This is a genomic window from Serinicoccus sp. CUA-874, assembly GCF_001942225.1.
Classification (GTDB): domain Bacteria; phylum Actinomycetota; class Actinomycetes; order Actinomycetales; family Dermatophilaceae; genus Ornithinicoccus; species Ornithinicoccus marinus.
Genome location: NZ_MKJZ01000038.1, coordinates 37,116 through 60,143 on the forward strand (window position 1 = coordinate 37,116; position 23,028 = coordinate 60,143).

General features: G+C 72.2%; 17 protein-coding genes and 4 pseudogenes. 10 read left to right on the top strand and 11 right to left on the bottom strand.

The window, feature by feature from the left end; all coding sequences use genetic code 11:
- Nucleotide 1: 1 nt before the first annotated feature.
- The 5 genes and pseudogenes from BJF80_RS15940 to BJF80_RS15960 form a co-directional block, all read right to left on the bottom strand.
- Complete coding sequence (locus tag BJF80_RS15940; protein WP_075815093.1) at nucleotides 2-805, bottom strand: amino acid ABC transporter permease; 804 nt, start codon at nucleotides 803-805, stop codon at nucleotides 2-4.
- A 78-nt stretch (nucleotides 806-883) separates the two neighbouring features.
- Nucleotides 884-1,636 (bottom strand): ABC transporter substrate-binding protein, encoded by a 753-nt coding sequence (locus tag BJF80_RS15945; RefSeq protein ID WP_237767669.1) that lies wholly within the window; start codon nucleotides 1,634-1,636, stop codon nucleotides 884-886.
- A 70-nt stretch (nucleotides 1,637-1,706) separates the two neighbouring features.
- Entirely contained in the window at nucleotides 1,707-3,248 is a 1,542-nt protein-coding gene (gene glpK / locus BJF80_RS15950) for a glycerol kinase GlpK (RefSeq protein ID WP_075815095.1), read from the bottom strand.
- A 47-nt stretch (nucleotides 3,249-3,295) separates the two neighbouring features.
- Nucleotides 3,296-4,030, bottom strand: coding sequence for an MIP/aquaporin family protein (locus BJF80_RS15955; protein WP_075815097.1), 735 nt, complete (start codon nucleotides 4,028-4,030; stop codon nucleotides 3,296-3,298).
- Between the two features lie 51 nt (nucleotides 4,031-4,081).
- Nucleotides 4,082-5,844 (bottom strand): annotated as a pseudogene (locus BJF80_RS15960) (glycerol-3-phosphate dehydrogenase/oxidase).
- Between the two features lie 141 nt (nucleotides 5,845-5,985).
- On the opposite strand from BJF80_RS15960, the gene BJF80_RS15965 reads away from it, so the two are divergent.
- On the top strand, nucleotides 5,986-6,840 hold the full coding sequence (locus tag BJF80_RS15965; protein WP_075815099.1) for a GNAT family N-acetyltransferase: 855 nt from the start codon (nucleotides 5,986-5,988) through the stop codon (nucleotides 6,838-6,840).
- A 9-nt stretch (nucleotides 6,841-6,849) separates the two neighbouring features.
- Here the strand turns inward: BJF80_RS15965 and BJF80_RS15970 are convergent, their stop codons facing one another.
- Nucleotides 6,850-8,934, bottom strand: coding sequence for a prolyl oligopeptidase family serine peptidase (locus BJF80_RS15970; RefSeq protein WP_083673751.1), 2,085 nt, complete (start codon nucleotides 8,932-8,934; stop codon nucleotides 6,850-6,852).
- 12 nt (nucleotides 8,935-8,946) lie between these two features.
- On the bottom strand, nucleotides 8,947-9,783 hold the full coding sequence (locus BJF80_RS17970; RefSeq protein ID WP_083673752.1) for an alpha/beta hydrolase: 837 nt from the start codon (nucleotides 9,781-9,783) through the stop codon (nucleotides 8,947-8,949).
- A gap of 282 nt (nucleotides 9,784-10,065) precedes the next feature.
- Here BJF80_RS17970 and BJF80_RS15975 point away from each other — a divergent pair.
- From BJF80_RS15975 to BJF80_RS15990, 6 genes and pseudogenes are all read left to right on the top strand, one after another.
- Nucleotides 10,066-10,917 (top strand): annotated as a pseudogene (locus BJF80_RS15975) (M28 family peptidase); the annotation flags it as partial.
- A pseudogene (locus BJF80_RS20920) lies at nucleotides 10,845-11,249 on the top strand (M28 family peptidase); the annotation flags it as partial. The pseudogenes BJF80_RS15975 and BJF80_RS20920, both read left to right, overlap by 73 nt.
- A gap of 96 nt (nucleotides 11,250-11,345) precedes the next feature.
- Nucleotides 11,346-11,471, top strand: a complete 126-nt coding sequence (locus BJF80_RS20925) for a hypothetical protein (RefSeq protein ID WP_269087418.1) — start codon at nucleotides 11,346-11,348, stop codon at nucleotides 11,469-11,471.
- An 84-nt stretch (nucleotides 11,472-11,555) separates the two neighbouring features.
- A complete protein-coding gene (locus BJF80_RS15980) occupies nucleotides 11,556-12,761 on the top strand; it encodes a cysteine desulfurase-like protein (protein ID WP_075815101.1) in 1,206 nt (401 codons plus the stop codon).
- 120 nt (nucleotides 12,762-12,881) lie between these two features.
- On the top strand, nucleotides 12,882-14,681 hold the full coding sequence (locus BJF80_RS15985) for a proline--tRNA ligase (protein ID WP_075815372.1): 1,800 nt from the start codon (nucleotides 12,882-12,884) through the stop codon (nucleotides 14,679-14,681).
- Between the two features lie 14 nt (nucleotides 14,682-14,695).
- Complete coding sequence (locus BJF80_RS15990; RefSeq protein ID WP_075815103.1) at nucleotides 14,696-15,496, top strand: TSUP family transporter; 801 nt, start codon at nucleotides 14,696-14,698, stop codon at nucleotides 15,494-15,496.
- Between the two features lie 4 nt (nucleotides 15,497-15,500).
- On the opposite strand, the gene BJF80_RS15995 is transcribed toward BJF80_RS15990, so the two are convergent.
- From BJF80_RS15995 to BJF80_RS16010, 4 genes are all read right to left on the bottom strand, one after another.
- The gene (locus tag BJF80_RS15995; RefSeq protein WP_083673753.1) at nucleotides 15,501-16,820 is read right to left on the bottom strand and encodes a CapA family protein; all 1,320 of its coding nucleotides are present in this window, start codon (nucleotides 16,818-16,820) and stop codon (nucleotides 15,501-15,503) included.
- Entirely contained in the window at nucleotides 16,817-17,965 is a 1,149-nt protein-coding gene (locus BJF80_RS16000) for an LCP family protein (RefSeq protein WP_075815107.1), read from the bottom strand. The genes BJF80_RS15995 and BJF80_RS16000 overlap by 4 nt, the downstream gene beginning before the upstream one ends.
- Before the next feature lie 37 nt (nucleotides 17,966-18,002).
- Nucleotides 18,003-19,943: a thioredoxin domain-containing protein gene (locus tag BJF80_RS16005; RefSeq protein WP_075815109.1), complete on the bottom strand. Its 1,941-nt coding sequence runs from the start codon at nucleotides 19,941-19,943 to the stop codon at nucleotides 18,003-18,005.
- Between the two features lie 109 nt (nucleotides 19,944-20,052).
- Nucleotides 20,053-21,018, bottom strand: coding sequence for a ferritin family protein (locus BJF80_RS16010; RefSeq protein ID WP_075815111.1), 966 nt, complete (start codon nucleotides 21,016-21,018; stop codon nucleotides 20,053-20,055).
- Nucleotides 21,019-21,127: 109 nt separating this feature from the next.
- On the opposite strand from BJF80_RS16010, the gene rimP reads away from it, so the two are divergent.
- The 3 genes and pseudogenes from rimP to BJF80_RS20555 all read left to right on the top strand — a co-directional run bounded on the left by rimP (nucleotide 21,128) and on the right by BJF80_RS20555 (nucleotide 22,986).
- A complete protein-coding gene (rimP, locus tag BJF80_RS16015; protein WP_075815113.1) occupies nucleotides 21,128-21,640 on the top strand; it encodes a ribosome maturation factor RimP in 513 nt (170 codons plus the stop codon).
- A pseudogene (nusA, locus tag BJF80_RS16020) lies at nucleotides 21,640-22,647 on the top strand (transcription termination factor NusA); the annotation flags it as partial. The gene rimP and the pseudogene nusA, both read left to right, overlap by 1 nt.
- 75 nt (nucleotides 22,648-22,722) lie before the next feature.
- Nucleotides 22,723-22,986: a YlxR family protein gene (locus BJF80_RS20555; RefSeq protein ID WP_237767676.1), complete on the top strand. Its 264-nt coding sequence runs from the start codon at nucleotides 22,723-22,725 to the stop codon at nucleotides 22,984-22,986.
- The last annotated feature ends 42 nt before the right edge of the window (nucleotides 22,987-23,028 follow it).

Below are 23,028 nucleotides of genomic sequence, written 5' to 3' on the forward strand. Positions count from 1 at the left end.
GTCAGCGGGACCTCTTCTGTCGGCGCTCCAGCCAGGCGACCAGCTGGGTGAGCGGCAGCGTGATCGCGAGGTAGAGCAGGCAGGCGAAGACCAGCGACGTCGCCGTCCCGGTGGAGGGTCCGCTGGTCATGAAGTCCCGGGCCATCGTCGTGAGCTCCTTCTCGTTGACGGCCATCCCGACGACGAAGAGCAGCGAGGTGTCCTTGATGAGGATGACCAGCTCGTTGGTCAGCGGGGGGACCACGATGCGCAGCGCCTGCGGCATGACGACGGTGGCCATGGTCCAGGGACCGTTCATGCCCAGGGACCGGGCCGCCTCGGTCTGCCCCTTGGGGACCGCCTCGATGCCGGCGCGCAGCGTCTCGGCCATGTAGGCGCCGGCCACGAGCATGAGGGCGACCAGCCCAGCGCCGATGGTGCCGCCCGGGGGGCGCCATCCGAAGGCGATGGGCACACCGAAGGCCATGAAGAGGATGACGACCAGGGCAGGCAGCCCGCGGAACAGCTCGATGTAGGCGGTGGCCATCCAGCGGAACGGGGCGATGGGTGCCAGCTTCATCAGCACGAGGACCAGCGCCAGCACGAAGCCGCCGACGAAGGAGATCAGCGTGTAGAGGACGGTGTTGCGCGCGCCGACGGTGACGAAGTCCTGCCAGTTCTCGGTGAAGCCCTCGCGCATGAAGAAGTTGCTCGCGATCGCCTCCCGGTCGGCGACCAGGACGAGGCCACCGACCAGGAGGACGAAGAGGGCGTACAGCGAGAGCCGGACACCCCGCTGCCGCTGGGTGCGGGTCAAGGAAGGCATCTGCGTCGTCGACTCAGCCCTCGGCGCTGAAGTAGGTGTCGTAGATGGTGTCGTAGTCGCCGCTGTCGCGCAGCGCGCTCAGCTGCTCGTTGACCGCATCCACCAGGCCGGTATTGTCCTGCTGCATGGCGAAGCGTACTGCTCGTCGGTGGAGTACTCCTCGACGATCGTGAAGCCGCCCTGGCGGGCGTTCTCCACGTTGACCGGCAGGTCCTGCAGGATGGCGTCGACCTGGCCGGCCTGGATCGCCTGGAACATCTCGGGGTTGCCCGGGAAGGCGGTGATGGTGGCGTCCGCGGCGTTCTCCTGCGCGTAGGCCTCGCCGGTGGTCGACTGCTGCACGGCGACCCTGGCCCCGGCGAGGTCGTCGATGCTGGCGATGTCGGAGTCCTCGGGGACGAGCAGCGACTGCTGGGAGTCGTAGTAGCCCTCGGAGAAGGCGAGGTTCTGCTGCCGGTCCTCGGTGATCGTCATGGCCGAGGCCGCGACGTCGCAGTCACCGGAGTTCAGCGCCAGGCCCGACTCGAGGGCGTCGAAGGAGGAGTCCTTGACCTCGAGCTCCAGCTCGAGCCCGTCGGCGATGGCCTGCATCAGGTCGATGTCGAAGCCGCTGTAGCCGGACTCGGTGGAGGAGTCCTCCATCTCGAACGGCTCGTAGGGGACCTCCGAACACACCGTCAGCGTGCCCTCGGTGATGAGCTCCATCTCGGCGGTGCCGGCCTCACCGCCGGAACCGGAGTCGTCGGAGCCACCGTCGTCGGAGCCGCAGGCGGTGAGGGAGAAGGCCAGGGCGCTGGCCGCGATCACGGGAAAGAGCGAGTTCTTCGTCATGGGCGCACCATACGTCCGGCCCGGGCGAGACATGCTCACCCGGGCCGGATCGTGACCGAATCGATGCCTGTCAGGCGTCGTCCGCGGCCTCCTCGACCGCCTCCTCGGCGGCCTCGGCGTCCTCGTCCATCCAGTCGAAGGTCTTGGTGACCGCCTTCTTCCACTGGCGCAGGAGCCGCTCGCGCTCGGCCTCCTTCATCTGCGGGCTCCAGCGCTGGCCCTCCTCCCAGTTGTCCACGACGTCCTGCTCACCGGAGAAGAAGCCGACGGCGATGCCCGCGGCATACGCCGCGCCCAGCGCCGTCGTCTCCGCCACCTTCGGGCGGACCACGTCCACGCCGAGGATGTCGGCCTGGAACTGCATGAGCGTCTCGTTGGCGACCATGCCGCCGTCGACGCGCAGCTCGGTGAGGTCGACGCCGGAGTCGGCGTTCATCGCGTCGGACACCTCCCGCGTCTGGAAGGCGGTGGATTCCAGCGCCGCCCGGGCGATGTGATTCTTGTTGACGTAGCGCGTCAGCCCGACGATCGCGCCGCGGGCGTCGTCCTTCCAGTAGGGCGCGAAGAGCCCGGAGAAGGCCGGCACGATGTAGCACCCGCCGTTGTCGTCGACCTGGGTCGCGAGATTCTCGATCTCCGGGGCCTCCTTGATGAGCCCGATGTTGTCCCGCAGCCACTGCACCAGCGAACCGGTCACGGCGATCGAGCCCTCGAGGGCATACACCGCATCCTGGTCCCCGATCTTGTAGCAGACCGTGGTGAGCAGACCGTTCTCGCTGGGGACGATCTCGGTGCCGGTGTTGAGCAGCATGAAGTTGCCCGTGCCGTAGGTGTTCTTGCTCATGCCCTTCTCGAAGCAGGCCTGCCCGAAGGTGGCGGCCTGCTGGTCACCGAGGATCCCGGCGATCGGCACCCTGAGCTTGGTGCTCTCGCCGTAGACCTCGGCCGAGGACTTGATCTCCGGCAGCATGGAGGTGGGTATGCCCATGTCGCCGGCGACCTTCTCGGACCAGGAGAGCGACTTCAGGTCCATGAGCATGGTGCGAGAGGCGTTGGTCACGTCGGTGACGTGCACACCGCCCTCCGTGCCACCGGTGAGGTTCCACAGCACCCAGCTGTCGGTGTTGCCGAAGAGCAGGTCCCCGGCCTCCGCGCGGTCCTTGGCCCCCTCGACGTTGTCGAGGATCCACTTGACCTTGGGGCCGGAGAAGTAGGTCGCCAGCGGCAACCCGCAGATGTCCTTGTACTTGTCCGCGCCGTCGTCACCACCCAGCTCGGCGACGATCTTGTCGGTCCGGGTGTCCTGCCAGACGATGGCGTTGTAGACCGCCTCACCGGTGTTCTTGTCCCACACCACCGCCGTCTCGCGCTGGTTGGTGATGCCGATCGCCGCGAGGTCGTCGTTGCCGAGACCGCCCTTGCCGAGCGCGGTGCCGATGACCTCCTTGGTGTTCTCCCAGATCTCGGCCGGGTCGTGCTCCACCCAGCCGGCCTTGGGGAAGATCTGCTCGTGCTCCTTCTGACCGACCGAGTGGATCTCGCCGCTCTTGGTGAACACGATGGCTCGGGTGCTGGTCGTTCCCTGGTCGATGGCCAGGACGTAGTCAGCCATGGACTTGCTCCTTCACGTCGTTGTGCATGGTCGATGGGGGAGTGCGGTCAGCCGTAGAGGGCAGCCACGAGACCGGCGATGACACCGCCGATGAGCGGCCCGACGACCGGCACCCAGGAGTAGCTCCAGTCGCTGCTGCCCTTGCCGGGGATGGGCAGGACCGCGTGCGCGATGCGGGGGCCGAGGTCTCGTGCGGGGTTGATGGCATACCCGGTGGGTCCACCGAGGCTGGCGCCGATGCCGACGACGAGCAGCGCCACCGCGAGCGGGCCGAGCTCGTTCGGCGTGTTGCCGAACATGATGACGACGAAGACCAGCACGAAGGTGCCGATGATCTCGGTCGCGAGGTTCCACCCGTAGTTCCGGATCTCCGGCCCGGTGGAGAAGACGCCCAGTTTCGCCGCGGGGTCGCCGTCGGCGTCGAAGTGCTGCTTGTAGGCGACCCAGCACAGCACCGCGCCGAGGAAGGCGCCGAGCATCTGGGCGGCGAGGTAGACGACCATGTTGCCGACGTTGGCGGCGACACCGGGCGCGAACTCCTCGGCCCCGTTGGCCAGCAGACCCACGGTGACCGCCGGGTTGATGTGCGCCCCGGACTTGTAGGCGGTGAACACGCCGGCGAAGACGCCGAGGCCCCAGCCGAAGTTGATGAGCAGCCAGGCGGCGCTGGCACCACCGCCGGTGCCCTTGGTCTTGGGCAGGATCGCGTTGGCGACCACGCCGCAGCCCAAGAGCAGCAGCATCATGGTGCCGAGCACCTCGGAGACGAAGATCTCTCCCACGGGATGTTTCCTTTCGTGTCACCTACGGGTCCGGGCGGGCGCTCGGTCCCGTCAGTCGGACGCCTCGGCGCCCGAGCCCATCGCCTGCAACGGGGCGACCTCACCGAGGTCCGCTCGCACGCGGGCGGCGCTCTGGTCGTCCGGCTCGGCCGCCGCGGCGATCTCCGCCTCGGCGCGCGCCGTGTAGGCCTCGATCTCGGACTGCGTCCGCGCCTCGTCCCACCCGAGCTCGGCCGCGGCGATCGCCGCGATCTCGGGCACGGCGTGCAGACCCTTGTCGGGGGCCTCGTAGATGAGTCGGGTGCGGCGCATCATGAGGTCCTCGAGGTGCAGCACGCCCTCGGTGCGGCAGGCGTGGGCGACCTCGGCCCGCAGGTAGGCCGTCGAGTGCTCGAGCGTCTGCGCGAGCGAGGGATCCTGCTCGATCATCGCCAGGAGCTCCTCGAGGAGCGAGCCGTAGCGGTGCAGCAGGTGGTCGGTCATCTGCTCGGACCAGCCGAACTGCTCGCGCAGCGCGGGCATCCGGCGGCGCATCGCGGCCTCGCCCACAGCGCCGAGCAGCGGGATCTGGTCGGTGATGCAGGGCAGCTCCGCGGCGCGACCGCCGAGGGCGAAGTCGACGGCGTCCTTGGCCATGACGCGGTAGGTCGTGAGCTTGCCGCCACCGATGACGGTGAGGCCGGGCACCGGGCTGGCGACGGTGTGCTCCCGGCTGACCTTCGCCGAGTCGGTGCCCTCCTTGGTGCCGGGCTGGAGCAGCGGCCGCAGACCGGCATACCAGCGACGACGTCGTCGCGGGTGAGCGTGGTCTTGAGGACCGCGTTGGCGTGGTCCAAGACGTAGTCGATGTCCGCCGCCGTGGCCACCGGGTTCTGCCGGTCCAGCTCCCACGGCGTGTCGGTGGTGCCGAGGATCCAGTAGCGCGACCACGGGATGAAGAAGAGCACCGACTTCTCGGTCTGCAGGAACAGTCCTGAGGTGCCCTGGATGCGCTCGCGCGGGATGACCAGGTGTATGCCCTTGGACGCCAGGACGTTGAGCCCGCCGTCGGTGTCGGCCAGGTCGGAGACGTCGTCGGTCCACACCCCGGTGCAGTTGATGATGTGCCGGGCGCGCGCCTCGAAGCGCTCCCCGGTCTCGAGGTCGGCCAGCTCGGCCCCGATCGCGGTGCCGTGCTCGTCCTTGACGACGCGGACCACCTCGGTCCGGCTGGCGGCGTGCGCGCCGTAGGTGTGGGCCGTCCGGACCAGCGTCGACACGAGCCGTGCGTCGTCCACCGTCGCGTCGTAGTACTTCACGGCACCGATCGCGGTGTCGTGCCGCAGGTCCGGGAACTGCTTGCTCAGGCCGCCTCGCGTCGTGTGCTGGTGGATGGGCAGCGCACGGCGCCCGGGCATGATGTTGGCGAGCAGGTCGTAGAGGGTGACGCCGGCTCCGTAGTAGGCGCGCTGCCAGACGCGGTGCTCCAGCGGGATGAGGAAGGGCATCGGCTTGACCAGGTGCGGTGCCAGGGTCTTGAGCAGCAGCCCGCGCTCGGTGAGCGCTTCGTGGACCAGCTTGAAGTCCAGCATCTGCAGGTAGCGCAGGCCGCCGTGCACCAGCTTGGTGGACCACTGCGAGGTCCCCGAGGCCCAGTCCTGGGCCTCGACGATGGCGGTCGACAGGCCGCGGGTTGCGGCGTCCAGGGCGGTCCCCGCCCCGGTCACGCCACCGCCGATGACCAGCACGTCGAGCGGTTCACCACCCGTCGCGGAGTCGCGGAGCGCCCGGAGGGCCTGCTCGCGGCTGGCGGGGCTGAGTGCTCGTGGCTGCATGTGGTCGCCTCTCGTGTCCGTGGTGATGCTGCGCGCTCACGATCCTGCCGTGCGGTGCCGCACCGCGCAACAGCGCCGTGGGGTCGGAGCCGGGGCCGCACCGGTGTCGCCCCCTCGACGGTCGTGCGGCAGGCTGGGGGCATGCTGCGCACACTGGGCTCCGGGACCGGGGGCGTGCGGGCCTACGGGCTCCAGGACGTCCGGCGTGCCCTGGACGTGTGCGCGCAGGACCCGGTGACCAACGTCTTCGTCGCGGCGCGGATCCAGGAGAGCGGCCTGGTGGGCACGCGTGGCCCGCTGTTCGGCTACGAGGCCGCGGGGGAGCACGCGCTGTGCTGGTGCGCGGCCAACGTCGTCCCCGTGGCGGCGAGTCCTCGGGCGATCGGCGCCCTGGTCGGCAAGGTCGTGAAGCGGCGTGCGTCCGCCAGCTCGATCTTCGGCCCGGTGGACCAGGTGCTCGACCTCTGGTCCCGGTTGGAGCCGCACTGGGGAGCGGCCCGCGAGGTGCGGGAGAACCAGCTGGTCCTGACGATGCAGGAGCGCCCCTCCGTCCTGGGCGTGCCGGTCGATCCACGGGTGCGCCCCGCCCGGATCGACGAGCTGGACCTCGTGGTGCCGGCGGCGGCCGCCATGTTCACCGAGGAGATCGGCTACCCGCCCTACCGCGGCAGCAGCGGGGCATACCGTCGCGCCGTGGCGGGGCTCATCGAGCAGGGCCACACCCTCGTCCGGGTGGAGGACGGCGAGGTCGTCTTCAAGGCCGACCTGGGGTCGGTGGCTCTCGGTGCGGCGCAGGTCCAGGGGGTCTGGGTCCACCCCGACTGGCGCGGCCGAGGTCTGGCCGCACCCGCGATGGCCGCCGTGGTCGAGCACACGATCGCGCACGTCGTTCCCGTGGTCACGCTCTACGTCAACGACTTCAACGCCCCCGCGGTCGCGACCTACCGCCGGGTCGGGTTCGTCCAGACGGGCACCTTCGCCACCGTGCTGCTCTGACCCGCCGGCTCAGCCGGTGAGCCGCGCGTGCAGGAAGGTCCAGGCCAGCGCGTGCCAGGTCGCCCACTGCGCCGCCGTGCTGGCCCCGCCGTGACCACCCTCGGTGTTCTCCCAGTAGGTGACGTCCCGGCCGTGCTCCTCCAGCAGCGCCGCCATCTTGCGCGCGTGGCCGGGGTGCACCCGGTCATCCCGGGTGGACGTGGCGAGGTAGACCGGAGGTGTCGGGCGGTCCGGGTCGAAACGCTGGTAGGGCGAGAAGGTGCGCAGCCACTCCCACTGCTCGGGATCGTCGGGGTCGCCGTACTCCGCCATCCAGGACGCCCCGGCCAGCAGCTCGTGGTAGCGCGCCATGTCGAGCAGCGGCACCTGGCACACCACCGCCCCGAAGTCCTCGGGATAGCCGGTGAGCATGTTGCCGACCAGCAGGCCGCCGTTGCTCCGCCCGGTCGTGCCGAGGCGGGGGACCGAGGTGACGCCCCGGGCGACCAGGTCGCGCGCGACCGCGACGAAGTCCTCGTAGGCCCGGTGCCTGCTCTCCTGCAGCGCCGCCTGGTGCCAGCGCGGCCCGAACTCCCCACCGCCGCGGATGCCGGCGACGACGTGGACGTGGCCGTGCGCCAGCCACGCCCGACCCACGATCGGGTCGTAGGCGGGTGTGAGGGCGTGCTCGAAGCCGCCGTAGCCGTGCAGGACCGTCGGGGTGGAGCCGTCCGCGGGCAGGTCGGCGGGACCCACCTGCCAGTAGGGAACCGGTGTCCCGTCGGCGGACGTCGCCCACTCCTGGGTCACCGTGAGCCCGGTCGCGTCGAAGCGCTCCGGTGCGGCCTTGAGCACCACGACCTCGACGTCCGTGCCTGCACCTGTCCGGACCAGCGACAGCCGCATGGGCTGCAGGAAGCCGGTCGTCACGAGCCACAGGTCGTCGCTGCGGTGCTCGTCGAGGGCCGCCACGCTCGCGGTGCGCAGGTCGATCCCGAGCGACGCGCTGAGTTCGCGGGTCTCCCAGCCGTGATCCCCGAGGCGGTGCGACTGGACGGTGTGCCGGACGTCGACCAGCGTCGTCGTCACGAGCCGGTTCGCGGTCCACACGAGATCGACCAGCGCGGAGCGGTCGTCGGGGGCGACCAGCGTCGTCCACGCCGCCGACCGGACGTCGTCGAGGACCTCCGTGAGCGGGGCCACCACGAGTGAGCCGGCGGCGAGGTCGCCCGCGCCGGACGGGCCCGCGTGCTCCTCGGGGCTTGGGTCCCACGGATGCCGCAGCCGCACGGCCACGTGGTCGCCGTGGACCGAGGTCTCGGCGCTCTCCGGGAGGTCGAGCCGCCGCACTCCGTCCTCGGTGAGCACCAGCGTGTGACCCCGGTAGAACGCCAGCGCGTGGTGGAGCACCGTCGTCCCGCGCGTCTGGTCGTGCTCGACGAACAGCCCCAGGTCCTCCTCGGGGATCGTGTGGACGACCTCGGCCTGCGCCATCGGGGTGCCGCGGCGCCAGAGGCGGGCCGTCCGGGGGTAGCCCGAGCGGGTCGCGCCCGTCGGGTCGTCCGCGGTGGTGAGGTAGACGTGGTCCCGGTCCCGCCAGGTCAGGCTGCCCTTCGCCTCGGGCTTGGCGAAGCCCTCCGGCGCCGGGACGAACTCCCCGGTCGTCAGGTCCAGCTCGCGGGTGGTGCCGGCGTCCGAGCCGCCCCGGGACAGGTGCACGAGGGCGCGGTCGGCGTCGGGCCGGTGCACCCGGGCTCCCTGCCAGACCCACGGGACGTCCTCCTGCGCCGCCAGCGCGTCGACGTCGACGAGCACCTCCCAGCGCGGGTGCTCGGTGCGGTAGGACTCCCAGGTGGTGCGTCGCCAGACGCCGCGAGGGTGCTCGGCGTCGGTCCAGAAGCCGTAGAGGTGGTCACCGACCTGGGCGACGAGAGGTATGCGGTCGCTCGCCTCGAGCGCGTCCTGGATCCCGGCGCGCAGCTCGTCGTGGAGGGGGTGCGCCTGCAGCGTCTGCTCGCTGGTCGCGCTGCGCTCGCGGACCCACGCGAGGGCGGCATCCGACTCCACCTCCTCGAGCCAGCGGTGCGGATCGGCGGGGGAGGCGGTGGTCGTCATCCGGCTATGCCATCACACCGCGGTGACGGACCCGCGCAGCAGCCAGGCGATGGCCGGACCGACGCGCTCGGCCCAGGCGGCCTCGACGTGCCGGGCGCCGGAGTCGTAGACGTAGCGGACGGGCACACCGGCTCGCCGCAGCGAACCCAGCAGGCGCTCCGCGTCGAGGACGTACCGCTGCTGGATCTCCGGGTCGCCCGGCTCCTCCTGGCCGCCCACGTCCAGGTAGACCCGACCCGGGACCGTGACGGCCCTCGTCACGGCGGCGTCCTCGACGTCGGCCAGCGCCTGCTCGCCCGGCCACCAGAAGGCCGGGGAGAAGAGCCCGGCGCCGCCGACCACGTCCGGCCTGCTCGCCCAGAGGTCGGCGCTCACCACCGCGCCGAGCGAGCTGCCCGCGACGACGGTGTGCTCGGGCCCGGGCCGGGTGCGCAGGACGTCGTCGACCGCCGGCTTGAGCTCGTCGAGCAGGAACCGTCCGTAGTCGGCCGCCCGTCCGCCGCCGTGCTCCGGGTGCGCGTAGCGGGTGTACTCCTCACCGCGCAGCTCGGGATGACAGGGCACCGCGACGACGACCGCCTCGATGCCCTCGGCCGCCAGGCGGGTCATGGCACGGTCCACGTGCCACACCTCCCCGGCGAAGGAGGCCCGCGGGAGGAACATGTTGTGCCCGTCGTGGAGGTAGAGCACCGGGTAGCGGTCCGACGAGCCGTCATAGTCGGGCGGCAGCCAGACGTACACCTCGCTGCGCCGGTCCAGGTGGGGCAGCTCCAGGTCTGGCCACATCCGCAGGTCACCGAGGATCCCGTCCTCGCGGACGGGCAGGAGGTCCGAGGCGTCGAGCTGCATCGCCCCAGGCTAGGACAGGCCCGTCGGGTGGGCGTCTGTCGGAACGGTCTTCTGAGGTGTGGTGTCGGTCCCGTCCCGGGCCGACACCACACGAGAGACAAAGGAGTCCTCATGAGCCTGTCCCGTCGTCGAGGGACGCTGGCCGCCGCTGCGGCCGGTGCCCTGGTCACGTCCGCCCTGGTGGCGGCACCCTCGGGTGCCGCACCGTCGAAGAACGGGTGCGACAACCGCAGCAACAACACCTACGCCAAGCTCCTGGAGTGCGTCCGTGTCGACGGTGTCATGGAGCATCTCGAGGCCTTCCAGCAGATCGCGGACGACAACGGGGGCAACCGCGCCTCCTTGACGCCTGGCTACGACGCCAGCGTCGACTACGTCGTCGAGGTGCTGGAGTCGGCGGGGTGGTCGGCCGACGTGGTGCCCTTCACCTACGACGCCGTCGACTCCACCCTCGAGCAGCTCGCCCCGCAGCAGGCGGAGTGGCCGCACGCCGACGCCACGGGGACCGGTGAGGGTGACGTCACCGCGGAGGTGGTGCCGGTCGACATCAACCTCGACCCGCCGCGCGCGAACTCCAGCGGCTGCCAGGCCGAGGACTTCGCGGGCTTCCCCAGCGGCGCGATCGCGCTCGTCCAGCGGGGGTCGTGCCCGTTCGCCGACAAGGCGGTCAACGCCGAGGCGGCCGGTGCCTCCGGGGTCGTCATCTTCAACCAGGGCGACACCGACGCCGCCGACCGGACCGGCGTGCTCAACCCGACCCTGGGTGGTGACGGCGTCGTCGACATCCCGGTCGTCGGCACCTCCTACGCCGCCGGCGAGTCGCTCGCACAGGAGGGCTCCACGGCCCGGATCGCCGTCGACTTCTACGACGCGACGTCATACAACGTCATCGGCGAGCTCGCCGGACGCACCGACGGCAACGTCGTCATGGCCGGCGCGCACCTCGACTCGGTCCCGGCCGGCCCCGGCATCAACGACAACGGGTCCGGCTCGGCCGGCCTGCTGGAGGTGGCCGAGCAGATGTCCAAGAGCCGCCCGCACAACACCGTGCGCTTCGCGTGGTGGGGTGCCGAGGAGCTGGGCCTCCTGGGCTCCCGCGCCTGGGTCGACCAGCGCAGCGCGGCGGAGCTCGACGAGATCGCGCTCTACCTCAACTTCGACATGATCGGGTCGCCGAACTACTACCTCGGCGTCTACGACGCGACCAGTCCAGCTTCGCCGCACCGGTCGTCGTCCCCGAGGGCTCGGAGGACATCGAGGAGACCTTCGAGTCGTTCTACACGCTGCGCGGTGAGCCCTACGACGACTCCGCCTTCAGCGGCCGGAGCGACTACCAGGCGTTCATCGACAACGGCATCCCCTCCGGTGGGCTCTTCACCGGCGCCGAGGTCGTCAAGACGCCGGAGCAGCAGGAGATCTGGGGCGGCGTCGCGGGCGAGTCCTTCGACCCGTGCTACCACCAGGAGTGCGACACCATCGACAATTTGGACGAGGGCGCCCTGGACGTCAACGCCGACGCGGTGGCCTTCGCGGTCTTCCGCTACGCCGCGTCGACCGAGGCGGTGAACGGCGTCCCCGGGCGTGCGGTCCCCGGGAAGTTCGAGATCCCGGCCCCCGCCGGTCCCGAGCACACCTTCGCCGGTCCGCTGGGTGGCGACGACCACGACCACGAGGACGAGCACCAGTGAGGCACTGAGCCACGCTGTTCGAGCGAGGCCCGGCGGGCACACGCCCGCCGGGCCTCCGGTCTGCCAGGACCTAGGCTGCGCGGTATGCCGCTCGACGTCGACGCCGTCCGTGCCCAGTTCCCCTCGCTCGCCGGAGGGACCGCGTTCTTCGACGGACCCGGCGGCTCGCAGACCCCCGCCGTGGTCGCCGCGGCCGTGGCGAGCACGCTGACCAGCCCGCTGTCCAACCGCGGCACGGTGACGGACTCCGAGCGCCGGGCCGAGGAGACGGTGCGCGCGGCGCGGTCGGCCCTGGGGGACCTGCTGGCTGTCGACCCGGCGACCGTGATCTTCGGCCGCAGCATGACCGCGCTGACCATGGACCTCGCCCGCACCCTCGCCCGGTGCCAGGGCTGGGGTCCGGGCGACGAGGTGGTCGTCACCTCCCTGGACCACGACGGCAACATCCGTCCCTGGGTCACCGCCGCGCTCGCGGTCGGCGCGACCGTCCGGTGGGCCGAGGTGGACCCTGCCACCGGCGAGCTGCCGGTGGAGGCCGTGACCGCCGTCCTGTCCGACCGGACGCGCCTGGTCGCGGTGACCGGTGCCGCCAACCTCATCGGCACCCGGCCCGACCTGCCGGCGATCAGCGCGGCAGCCCACGAGGTCGGAGCCCTCGTCCACGTCGACGCCGTCCACCTGGCGGCCCACGACCGGATCGACACCGCCGCCCTGGGCGCCGACCTGCTCTCCTGCTCGCCCTACAAGTTCTTCGGGCCGCACCTCGGCGTGCAGACCGGCCGCGCCGAGCTGCTGGAGCGGCTCCGGCCGGACAAGCTGCTGCCCTCCACCGACGCCGTCCCCGAGCGGTTCGAGCTCGGCACGCTGCCCTACGAGCTGCTCGCGGGAGCGACGGCCGCGGTCGACCTCATCGCCTCGCTGGGGGAGGGGTCCACCCGGCCGGAGCGGCTCACCTCCGCCTTCACCGTGATCGAGGAGCACGAGGACGGCATGCGCCGACGCGCGGAGGAGGGGCTGTCAGCGATCCCGGGGCTCACCCTCTGGTCGCGGGCGCAGCGCCGGACCCCGACGCTGCTGTTCACCGTCGACGGCGTGGACCCGGCGGCGATCCACCGGCACCTCGCGAGCCTGGACGTCAACGCGCCGGCCTCGCATTTCTACGCCTGGGAGCTGTCCCACCGCCTCGGTCTCGGCGCGGCCGGCGGCGTCCGGGCCGGCATGGCGCCCTACACCACGGCGAGAGAGGTGGACCGCCTCGTGGACGGTGTCGCGCAGGCGGTCTCCGCCTGAGAGACGCCCGCGCAAACCCGTCGAATCGGGAGCCGCGCGCCGGGTACCCTCGTAGCGCCGGTGCGCACCGGCATACCGCGACGAATCCCCTGCCACCCCGAGGAGTGCCCCCACGTGGTCATGCGCCTGTCGACCCTGTTCCTGCGGACCCTGCGCGAGGACCCGGCCGACGCCGAGCTGCGCGGGCACAAGCTGCTCGTGCGGGCCGGCTACATCCGGCGGGCGGCCCCGGGCATCTACTCCTGGCTGCCGCTGGGTCTGAAGGTGCTGCGCAAGGTCGAGGCGATCGTCCGTGAGGAGATGGACGCGATCGGCGGCCAGGAGCTGTCCTTCCCCGCGCTGCTGCCGCGCGAGCCCTACGAGGCGAGCGGCCGGTGGACGGAGTACGGCGACAACCTCTTCCGGCTCCAGGACCGCAAGGACAACGACATGCTGCTCGGCCCCACCCACGAGGAGCTGTTCACCCTCACCGTCAAGGACATGTTCAGCTCCTACAAGGAGCTGCCGCTCACGCTCTACCAGATCCAGACGAAGTACCGCGACGAGGCCCGGCCCCGGGCCGGGCTGCTGCGCGGCCGCGAGTTCATCATGAAGGACTCCTACTCCTTCGACGTGGACGACGCCGGTCTCGAGGAGGCCTACCAGCGTCACCGCGAGGCCTACGTCAGGATCTTCGACCGGCTCGGCTTCGACTACGTCATCGTGCACGCCGACTCCGGCGCCATGGGTGGCTCGGCCAGCGAGGAGTTCCTCGCCGTCAGCCCCGTCGGGGAGGACACCTTCGTGCGCTGCGAGGCGTCCGGGTATGCCGCCAACGTCGAGGCCGTCGTCGTGCCGCAGGCGCCCGCGGTGGACGCGGCGGTCGTCGAGGCGACCCCGGCCGCCCACGTCGAGGAGACCCCGGACAGCCCGACCATCGCGACCCTCGTCGCCCAGGCCGATGCGCTGCACCCGCGCACCGACGGCCGGGCCTGGACCGCCGCCGACACGCTCAAGAACGTCGTCGTCATGCTCGAGCACCCGGACGGGACGACCGAGCCGCTGGCCATCGGCCTGCCCGGTGACCGCGAGGTCGACGCCAAGCGGCTGGAGGCCCAGGTCGCGCCCGCCGCCTGGCGCCCGTTCGAGGAGGCCGACTTCGCCGCGTACCCGATGCTGGCCAAGGGCTACATCGGCCCGGGCGTTCTCGGGGAGCAGCGCAGAAGCGGCATCAGATACCTCCTCGACCCCTCCGTCGCGCAGGGCTCGGCCTGGGTCACCGGCGCCGACGAGCACGGCAAGCACGTCTTCGACCTCGTGCTCGGCCGTGACTTCACGGCCGACGGGACGATCCAGGCGGGCGAGATCCGGGAAGGCGACCCCAGCCCCGACGGGGCCGGGCCGCTCACCCTGGCCCGCGGTATCGAGATGGGCCACATCTTCCAGCTCGGCCGGAAGTACGCCGAGGCCCTGGACCTCCGGGTGCTGGACCAGAACGGCAAGCTGGTCACCGTCACGATGGGTTCCTACGGCGTCGGGGTCTCTCGCGCCGTGGCGGCGGTCGCCGAGGCGACCCATGACGAGATCGGTCTGGTCTGGCCCCGCAACCTGGCGCCCGCGGACGTGCACGTCGTCGCGACCGGCAAGGACCAGGCGGTCTTCGACCACGCCGAGGGTCTGGTCGCCGAGCTCGAGGGCGCCGGTCTGGAGGTCATCTACGACGACCGGCCCAAGGTCAGCCCCGGCGTGAAGTTCAAGGACGCCGAGCTGCTCGGGGTGCCCACCATCGTCGTCGTCGGCAAGGGCCTCGCCGACGGCGTGCTGGAGGTCAAGGACCGGCGCACCGGTGACCGGCGCGAGGTGGCGGTGGCGGACGCCGTGGCGGCGGTGCGAGCGCAGGTCGGTGGCGCCGACAGCGGCGACGCTCCCGCTCGCGGCTGACGGCATACCCCGACGTGCTGGAGAGCCTGGACCTGGAGCCACGGGTCCTCGTCTTCCTCGCCCTGGCGGGCCTCGCCGCGGGCTTCATCGACGCGGTCGTCGGTGGCGGTGGGCTGGTGCAGCTCCCGGCGCTGCTCGTCGGCCTTCCCGGCGCGACGCCGGTGCAGCTGCTCGCCACCAACAAGCTGGGTTCGATCTGCGGCACCACGGTGAGCTCGGTCACCTACTTCCGCCGTATCCGCCCGGACCTGCGCACGGCGGTCCCCCTCGCCCTGGCGGCCTTCGCCGGCAGCGCGGGTGGCGCGGCCCTGGCCTTCCTCATCAGCAAGGAAGCCTTCAACCCCATCATCCTCGTGGTGCTCGTGGCGGTCGGGGCCTACACCCTGCTCAAGCCGTCCATGGGACAGCTGCAGGCGCTGCGCTTCGGCCATGCGCGTCGCAAGCACGTGGGGACGGCGGTCGTCATCGGGGTGGTCGTCGGGGCCTACGACGGCGCCCTCGGGCCGGGCACCGGCTCGTTCTTCGTCTTCGCCCTGGTCAGCGCCCTGGGGTATGGCTTCCTCGAGGCGAGCGCGAAGGCCAAGATCGCTAACCTCGCCACCAACCTCGCGGCGCTCGTCGTCTTCGTCCCGCAGGGCGCCGTGATCTGGTCGGTCGGCCTGCTGCTCGGAGCCGCCAACGTCCTCGGGGGCTACCTCGGGGCACGCGTCGCGGTGGCGCGCGGCAGCGGCTTCGTCCGGGTCGTCTTCGTGGTCATCGTGGTCGCCTTCATCCTCAAGATCGGCTGGGACACCGCGCGCCAGCTTCTCGGCTGACGGCTCACGGCGGCATCGGGCGGGCACCGCACCCGCCGAGCAGGTCCACGGCCGAGGTCGTGCGCTCCCACGTCGGGGTGTCCGGTCCCACGAGCCGGATGACGTGGGTCGCACCGTCGGCAGGGTCGATCTCGACCCGGGTGGGGTGGTAGGCGAGCCCGGTGCTCAGCCGCCCCTCGTCGTCCCGCCGCACGGTCACGACCGCCACCATGCCCTCCTGGGTGCCGGGGGCCAGCGCCGGGTTGACGTCGAAGCCCTGGTTGGACAGGACGTTGCCCAGGCCGTGGATGACGTGCTGGTCCCCGATCCGCTCGCAGGGCTGGATCACGTGGGCGTGGGTGCCCAGGAGGAGGTCGATGTCGGGCGACTCCAGCAGCTCGCGTGCGAGCCGGGTCTGGTCCTGCGTCGGGATGACCTGGTACTCCTGGCCCCAGTGCATCGACACGACCACCACGTCGGCGCCCTCGCGGCGCGCGGCCCGGGCCTGCTCCCGGATGCCCTCGCCGCCGATCGAGGGCCACGACGCGAGCTCGAGCCAGGGTGCCTCGGCGGGGATGTGCGTCGTCGGGCTGCCGTCGTTGGGGTAGGTGTAGGTGTAGGCCAGGTGGGCCACGGTGACGGGGTCACCCGAGGCGACCGGGACCCGGTAGGTCTCCGCCCGGCCGGCGCGGTCCCGGGACGCGGTCGGCCCGGCATACCCCAGACCGGCGTCCCGGACCACCGCCTCGGTGGTCGCGAGTCCCTCGAGCCTCTGATCCATCGTGTGGTTCGACGCGAAGTCGCACCCGTCGATCCCCGCACCGGCCAGCGCTGTCGCGAGCTCGGGCGGGGTGTTGAAGGTCAGGATCCCGGGCGCGGTCAGCGACGAGTGGTCCGACGACAGCGGCGTCTCGAGATGGCACAGGGCGAGGTCGGCCTCCGACAGCAGTGGGGAGACGTCGTCGAACATGGGGGAGTAGTCGAAGACGTCCTCGCCGCCGGACTGCCGGGCGAACTCGCGGGCCGACTCGTTGACGGCGTGGTGGGCCAGGACGTCCCCGGTGGCGGCGATGGTGATCTCGAAGGGTCGCTGCGCGGAGGGGCGCTGCGTGCTCGTGGCCGACTCCGGTGCCGCTGAGGTCGACGTCGGGGAAGTGGCCGGGGCCTGCTGGCCGTCGTCGGAGGGAGCGGGTGGGGACTGCGTCGGGGGATTCGACCGGGTCGGGGCCGTCGTCGGCGGTCCGTCCTGCGGGGGCGGCCCGGTGCAGCCGAGCACCGCCATCGGGCCGAGCAGGACCACGGCCAGCCGCGGGGCGGCTGTCGGGGTTCTGCGTGAGGCCCTCATGGGGCGTAGCCGGTGCCCCAGCGGTCGACGTAGCCCTCGACGTCGTCCTCGCGCAGGGCTGCCCCGAGCGCGGCGGTCTGCTCCCGGTCGACGATGTTGACCGACTGTCCCTGGATCTTGTCGAAGCCGGTGATCGGCACCATGAGCGAGATGGTGTCCTCGGGGTCGAGCTCGCGCAGCAGCGGGGTGAGGGCGACAAAGTCCTGGAGGTCGATGTCGCCGGTGACCTTGACGTTGCCGTGCAGGTGTGCGACCAGCTCGGGGAAGGCGCGGGGGTCGTCCGCGAGCCGCTCCTGCAGCCGGCCCATCATGCCGACAAGGACGGCGCGCTGCCGCTCGGTGCGGTCGAGATCACCCAGCGGGAGACCCTTGCGTTGCCGGCTGTAGATGAGCCCGTCGGTGTTCTCCAACCACAGTGGTCCCTCGTCGAAGACGACCTGGCGCCCGGTGGAGCCGACCGTGACGGAGGAGGCGTGCTTGTTGTCGACCTCGAAGCCCTCGAGCCAGCGGGTGAGGTTGATGAAGCCCTGGAAGTTGGACTGGACGACGTAGTCGATCTCGACCCCGCCCAGCAGGTCGGAGACGGTGCGGCGCAGGGTGTCGGTCCCGCCCTGGGCGAAGGCGGCGTTGATCTTGCCCTGCCCCATCCCGGGGATGTCGACCCACATGTCGCGGGTGAGCGAGACGAGGGCCACCTCGCTCCGGTCCTCCGGCAGGTGCATGAGCATGATCGTGTCCGACGCGCCGCTCATCGACGCGGGGTCCCGGGAGTCGGTGCCGATGAGCAGGATCGTCACCGGCCCGTCCGCCAACGGCGAGTCGGGGGTGGTCTCGCGCGGCTCCGCGGAGCTGGTCGTCCCGGGTGTCATCGTCGCGGTCGCCGCCGTCGTCGCCGCCGTCTCCGCCCCCGTCGTGCCCTGCGCGGCGCTGTCGGGAGGCGTGCTCGTGGTCGGGGTGGCCGTGGTCGTGGCATCCTCCTGCGCCACCGGTGCCGAGGTGGCCGAGTTCTCCGAGGTGGGGGTCGTGGCATCCCCCGTGGCTGCTGCGGTGGTCGGAGCCGTGTCGGAGGTGACCTGCTCGCCCGGGCCGCAGCCGACGAGCAGCAGCGACAGGGTGAGACCGGCGGTGACGAGTGAGGTGCGCACGCCCCCATCCTCGCAAACTCCGGCCCCGGTCCGAGCCTCACGGCAGGGCGGCCGGGTCCTCGGTCGGCAGCCCGCAGACGGTGCCGTGGCAGACCACGGCCGCCGTCGGCGGGGGAGCGGCCGGCCCGTCGGTAGACCGGTGCAGGACCAGGGTCCCGACGGGTGCCCGGCGCGTGGTCGCCGCGAGCTCTGGCGACGCCGAGGGCCCGAGCCGGACGACCGTGGGTCCCGCGGTCAGCTCCTCGGCCGCGACGAGGGACCACCCGGTGAACCGGGGCGCCTGCCGGGCCTGCTCGCTGACGTGCGTCAACGCGTCCCGTGCCGCCTCGAAGCATCCGGGAGGTCCGCCCTGGGCGCCCAGGCGCACGAGGGCCACCGCGATCGCGGAAAGTCCTCCCGGCTCCGCGTTGTCCCCGGTCGTCGTCGGGTCCAGCACCAGGCGGTCTGCGTCGGTCCCGGTGCCGGCGACGGATCCGTCCGGCCGCACGAAGAGCGACCGTGCGGCCGTGATCAGGTCATCGGCCGCCGCCAGCCAGGACGGGTCGCCGGTCGCCCGGTGCAGCGCGAGCAGACCGTCGGCGAGGTTGCCGTGGTCCTCGGCCACGGCAAGGGCGCCACCGACGGTCCCGTCCCGCGAGCTGCGCCGCAGCCGACCCTCGACCACGTGCTCGCGCAGGAGGAAGCGCGCGCACCGGGCCGCGACGTCGACCCAGTCCTCCTCGTCGAAGGCCCACCCGGCGTGCGCCAGCGCCGCCACGAGCAGACCGTTCCACGCCGTGACGACCTTGTCGTCCCGGCCGGGCTGGGGGCGCAGGCTGCGCTGCACGTCCAGGCGCTGCCGGGTGGCCGCCCACCAGGGCGCGTCGTCGGGGTCGGCGGTCAGCTGGAGGGTCGACCGACCGTGCTCGAAGGTGCCCGCGGGGGTGACCCCGAGCAGGTCGGCTGCCCGCTCCCCGTCGCCCTCGCCCAGCGCGGCGACCAGCTCCTCGCGGGTCCAGGTGTAGGTGGCGCCCTCGACACCGTCGGTGTCGGCGTCCAGCGAGCTGGCGAAGGCCTCCTGCTCGGTCCACAGCTCGCGCAGGAGCCACTCGACGGTCTCCCGGACCACGCGCTCCGCCCAGGGGCGGGACACCGGGTCGGTGCGGGCGAGGTCGGTGTAGACGCCCAGCAGCAGCGCGTTGTCGTAGAGCATCTTCTCGAAGTGCGGGACCACCCAGGCCCGGTCCACGGCATACCTCGCGAAACCGCCGCCCACCTGGTCGTACATCCCCGAGCGGGCCATCCGCTCGCAGGTGTGGCGCACCATCTCCAGGGAGCGCGCCTCGCCCGTCCGGGCGTGGTGCCGCAGCAGGAAGGCCAGGACCATCGAGGGCGGGAACTTCGGGGCGCCGCCGAAGCCTCCCCACTGCGGGTCGGCATCCGCCGCGAGGGAGCGCGCCGCCTCGTCGGCGAGTCGGGCGTCCAGCCCCTCCGCGCTGCCTGCCGCTGCGCGCTGCTGCGCCTCGGTGAGCGTCCGCACGACCTCTGCGCCGCCGTGCTCCAACCGTGGCCGGTCCTGCTCCCACTGCACCGACGCGGCCCGCAGCAGCTGGAGGAAGCCGTCCTTGGGGAGGTAGGTGCCGGCCCAGAAGGGCTCACCGGTGGGCGTGAGCAGGCACGTCATGGGCCACCCGCCCTGCCCGGTGAGGGCCGTCAGCGCGCTCATGTAGGCGGCGTCGACGTCGGGGCGCTCCTCCCGGTCGACCTTCACCGTCACGAAGCCGACACGCAGCACCTCGGCGACCTCGTCGTCCTCGAAGGACTCGTGCGCCATGACGTGGCACCAGTGGCAGGCGGCATACCCCACCGAGAGCAGGACCGGCACCCCGCGACGCCCGGCCTCCTCGAAGGCCGCCGGGCCCCACTCCCACCAGTCGACCGGGTTGTCCGCGTGCTGCTGGAGGTAGGGCGAGGTGCTGGACGACAGGCGGTTGGGCATGCACCCAGTCTGCCTCGGCCGATCTCACCGGTGGGGTGCCGGCCCGAGCGACAACGTGCGACGGTCCTCGGCGCACCGTGCCCTGAGGACCGTCGCGATCGAGCGGTCCTCAGGGCAGGGTCATGCCGGGGAAGGCCGTGGTGCCGGCGCCGAGCCGGCGGGACCATGCGGTGGCCTCGACCGTGAGCCGCAGGGTGGACCCGACCTGAGCGGGGTCGGACCCGGCGCGGTCGGCGACCCGCAGGACCGCGGGGGCGATGTCCGCGACCACCGCCCGGGCCAGCCCCTCGCGGTCCGAGCGGCTCGCGAGCGGCTCGGGCAGGTCGTAGCCGAGCGGTGGCACCGGGGCGGCGTCACCGGCCAGCGTGGTCAGGGTCCTGGTCATCCCCCGCAGCGGCGCGAGGACCGCCTCGTAGGCCTCACGCTCCTCGCCACCGGATCGGGCGGCGACCACCTCGAGGGCGTAGACCGCGGGACGGGCGGTCGCGAGGATCGGCACCGCCGCGGCACCGGTCGGCCCGCTGAGCGCCGGCCAGTCGACCGGCGCCCCAGCCCGGTCCGCGCTGAACAGCTGCTGGGCCGCCAGGGAGAGCAGCATGGGGCGGTTCGTGGCGGTCGACGCGCCGATCTCCTCGACCATCACCTCTCGGTCCGCGCGCACCGTGCGACCCAGGGTCAGCAGGTCCGACGGTGCGGAGCTCGTCGCGGCGGCGTCGTCGGGCGGGCTCGTGCCGACTGCGGGATCATCGCTGCCCGAGGGGCGCTCGAGCGCGGTGAGCAACAGCTCCAGCCGTTCCGCCTGGAGCGTCCACAGCTCGTCGAGGCGGCGCACGAGCGCCCGCTGCTCCGACGTCGGTCCGACCTGCGCGAGCGCGCTGCGGTAGCCGGCGACGCGGTGACGTGCGGCACGGATCAGCGGCAGGTCCGGTGCGTCAGGACCGGAGTCCTGGGCCGGTGGCTCGGGAGCCCACGGGGTCCGCAGCCGGTCACCGCTGCACCCGGACAGCATCGCTGCCGCGCCCGCCCAGGCCGCGGCACGCAGCGCGGTGCGCCGGGGAACCGGGACGGGTGGCATGACCGTCATCCTCGCAGACGGTAGGGTGTGTGCCCCGGACGGCACCGCCGCGCCCACCCACCCGTGCGCGCCCGTCGCGGGCACGACAGCAGAAGACGAGGAGCACGCCATGGACGCACGCGCGGCCGCCGCCACGATCACGCGGCACGCGACCGAGGCGCTGGCGGACACCGATCTCGACGTCGTGGTGGACGGTGTGACCGTCCAGGAGGCAGGACGCCGCCGCCTCGTCCGGGTGCTGCTGGCACGTGACCTGTCGGGCCTGGCGCCCGACGACGTCACCTCGACCGTCCAGCCACTGAGCCTGGACGAGGTCTCCGAGGCGACCCGGAGCGTGTCCGCCGCGGTGGACACCTGCTCGGTCATGGGCGAGCGGCCCTACACCCTGGAGGTCGGCTCGACCGGGCTGGACCGGCCGCTCACCGAGTTCGGCCACTTCCGACGCAACGTGGGCCGGCTGCTCAAGGTCAGCCGGTCCGACGGGAGCACCCTGGAAGGTCGACTGGTGGAGGCCGGACCCGACCACCTCACGATCGCCGACCACGGCCCGCTGCCGCTGGCCGACGTGGCCAAGGCGACGGTCCAGGTGGAGTTCAGCAGCCCCGAGCGGAAGGACGCATGATGGATATCGACATGGCAGCGCTGCGCATGCTCGAGCGCGAGCGCGAGATCCCGATGGACGTCATCGTCGAGGCCATCGAGCAGGCGCTGCTCTCGGCGTACCAGCGCGTCGACGGCCACGCGCGGCACGCCCGGGTCGAGCTGGACCGGACGTCCGGGCACGTCACCGTCTGGGCCCGCGAGGACCCTCCCGTGAGCGAGCACGGCACGCCGGGGGAGCCCGGACCTGAGTACGACGACACCCCCGAGGGGTTCGGGCGGGTGGCGGCGGCCACGGGCCGGCAGGTCATCGCCCAGCGCATGCGCGACCTCGAGGACGACGCCGTGCTCGGCGACTTCCGGGGCCGCGAGGGCGACATCGTCTCCGGCATCATCCAGCAGTCCAACGACCCCCGCCGGATCCTCGTCGACTTCGGGACGATCGAGGGGGAGCTGCCCGTCTCCGAGCAGGTGCCCGGCGAGAGCTACGAGCACGGGCAGCGGCTGCGCTGCTTCGTGGTCAGCGCCAAGCGCGGCCTGCGTGGGCCGCACGTCACCCTGTCCCGGACGCACCCCAACCTCGTGCGCCGGCTCTTCGCCCTGGAGGTGCCGGAGATCGCCGACGGGACCGTCCAGATCCAGGCGGTGGCGCGTGAGGCGGGCCACCGGACCAAGATCGCCGTGCACTCCACCGTGCCCGGGGTCAACGCCAAGGGCGCGTGCATCGGGCCGATGGGGCAGCGCGTGCGTGCCGTCATGGCCGAGCTGCAGGGCGAGAAGATCGACATCGTCGACTACGTGGACGACCCGGCGCAGTTCGTCGCCGCGGCGCTGTCTCCGGCCAGGGTGTCCTCGGCCACCATCGTCGACGGTCGGGCCAAGCAGGTACGCGTGGTCGTCCCCGACTATCAGCTGTCCCTCGCCATCGGGCGCGAGGGTCAGAACGCCCGGCTGGCCAACCGGCTGACCGGGTGGAAGATCGACATCCGGGCCGACACCGAGGAGCAGGTCGACGGCGGGGTGGACGCCGCGGCGACGACGTCGGCGTGTAGAGTGGAGGGTCGGAGCGGAGCCGTCTCCACCTCGCAGGTCGGGCACTCACCGGTGCGGACCTGCGTCGGATGTCGGACCCGCTGCGAGCAGACCGCGCTGCTGCGGTTCGTTGCACGACAGGATGCCCCCGCACGATGGCGGGTGGTCCTGGACGTGCGGCGGCGGCTGCCGGGCCGAGGTGTATACGTGCACCCCGCCCCGGAGTGCGTGGAGTCGGCGATCACCCGTCGTGCTCTCCTCCGCGCCCTGCGCCTCCCGGCGTCGGGCGAGGTGGACCTGGGCGACGTCCGCCGGCACGCGCAGCAGCACGGCTGAGAGCACCACCCGGGCCACCTGGCCTGGGCGAGACCACCGGCG

Excerpts from the sequence above, each read along its gene's own strand:
- BJF80_RS15940 (WP_075815093.1), bottom strand. The coding sequence starts at position 805 with ATGCCTTCCTTGACCCGCACCCAGCGGCAGCGGGGTGTCCGGCTCTCG.
- BJF80_RS15945 (WP_237767669.1), bottom strand. The coding sequence starts at position 1,636 with ATGACGAAGAACTCGCTCTTTCCCGTGATCGCGGCCAGCGCCCTGGCC.
- glpK (WP_075815095.1), bottom strand. The coding sequence starts at position 3,248 with ATGGCTGACTACGTCCTGGCCATCGACCAGGGAACGACCAGCACCCGA.
- BJF80_RS15965 (WP_075815099.1), top strand. The coding sequence starts at position 5,986 with ATGCTGCGCACACTGGGCTCCGGGACCGGGGGCGTGCGGGCCTACGGG.
- BJF80_RS15970 (WP_083673751.1), bottom strand. The coding sequence starts at position 8,934 with ATGACGACCACCGCCTCCCCCGCCGATCCGCACCGCTGGCTCGAGGAG.
- BJF80_RS17970 (WP_083673752.1), bottom strand. The coding sequence starts at position 9,783 with ATGCAGCTCGACGCCTCGGACCTCCTGCCCGTCCGCGAGGACGGGATC.
- BJF80_RS15980 (WP_075815101.1), top strand. The coding sequence starts at position 11,556 with ATGCCGCTCGACGTCGACGCCGTCCGTGCCCAGTTCCCCTCGCTCGCC.
- BJF80_RS15985 (WP_075815372.1), top strand. The coding sequence starts at position 12,882 with ATGCGCCTGTCGACCCTGTTCCTGCGGACCCTGCGCGAGGACCCGGCC.
- BJF80_RS15995 (WP_083673753.1), bottom strand. The coding sequence starts at position 16,820 with ATGAGGGCCTCACGCAGAACCCCGACAGCCGCCCCGCGGCTGGCCGTG.
- BJF80_RS16005 (WP_075815109.1), bottom strand. The coding sequence starts at position 19,943 with ATGCCCAACCGCCTGTCGTCCAGCACCTCGCCCTACCTCCAGCAGCAC.
- BJF80_RS16010 (WP_075815111.1), bottom strand. The coding sequence starts at position 21,018 with ATGCCACCCGTCCCGGTTCCCCGGCGCACCGCGCTGCGTGCCGCGGCC.
- rimP (WP_075815113.1), top strand. The coding sequence starts at position 21,128 with ATGGACGCACGCGCGGCCGCCGCCACGATCACGCGGCACGCGACCGAG.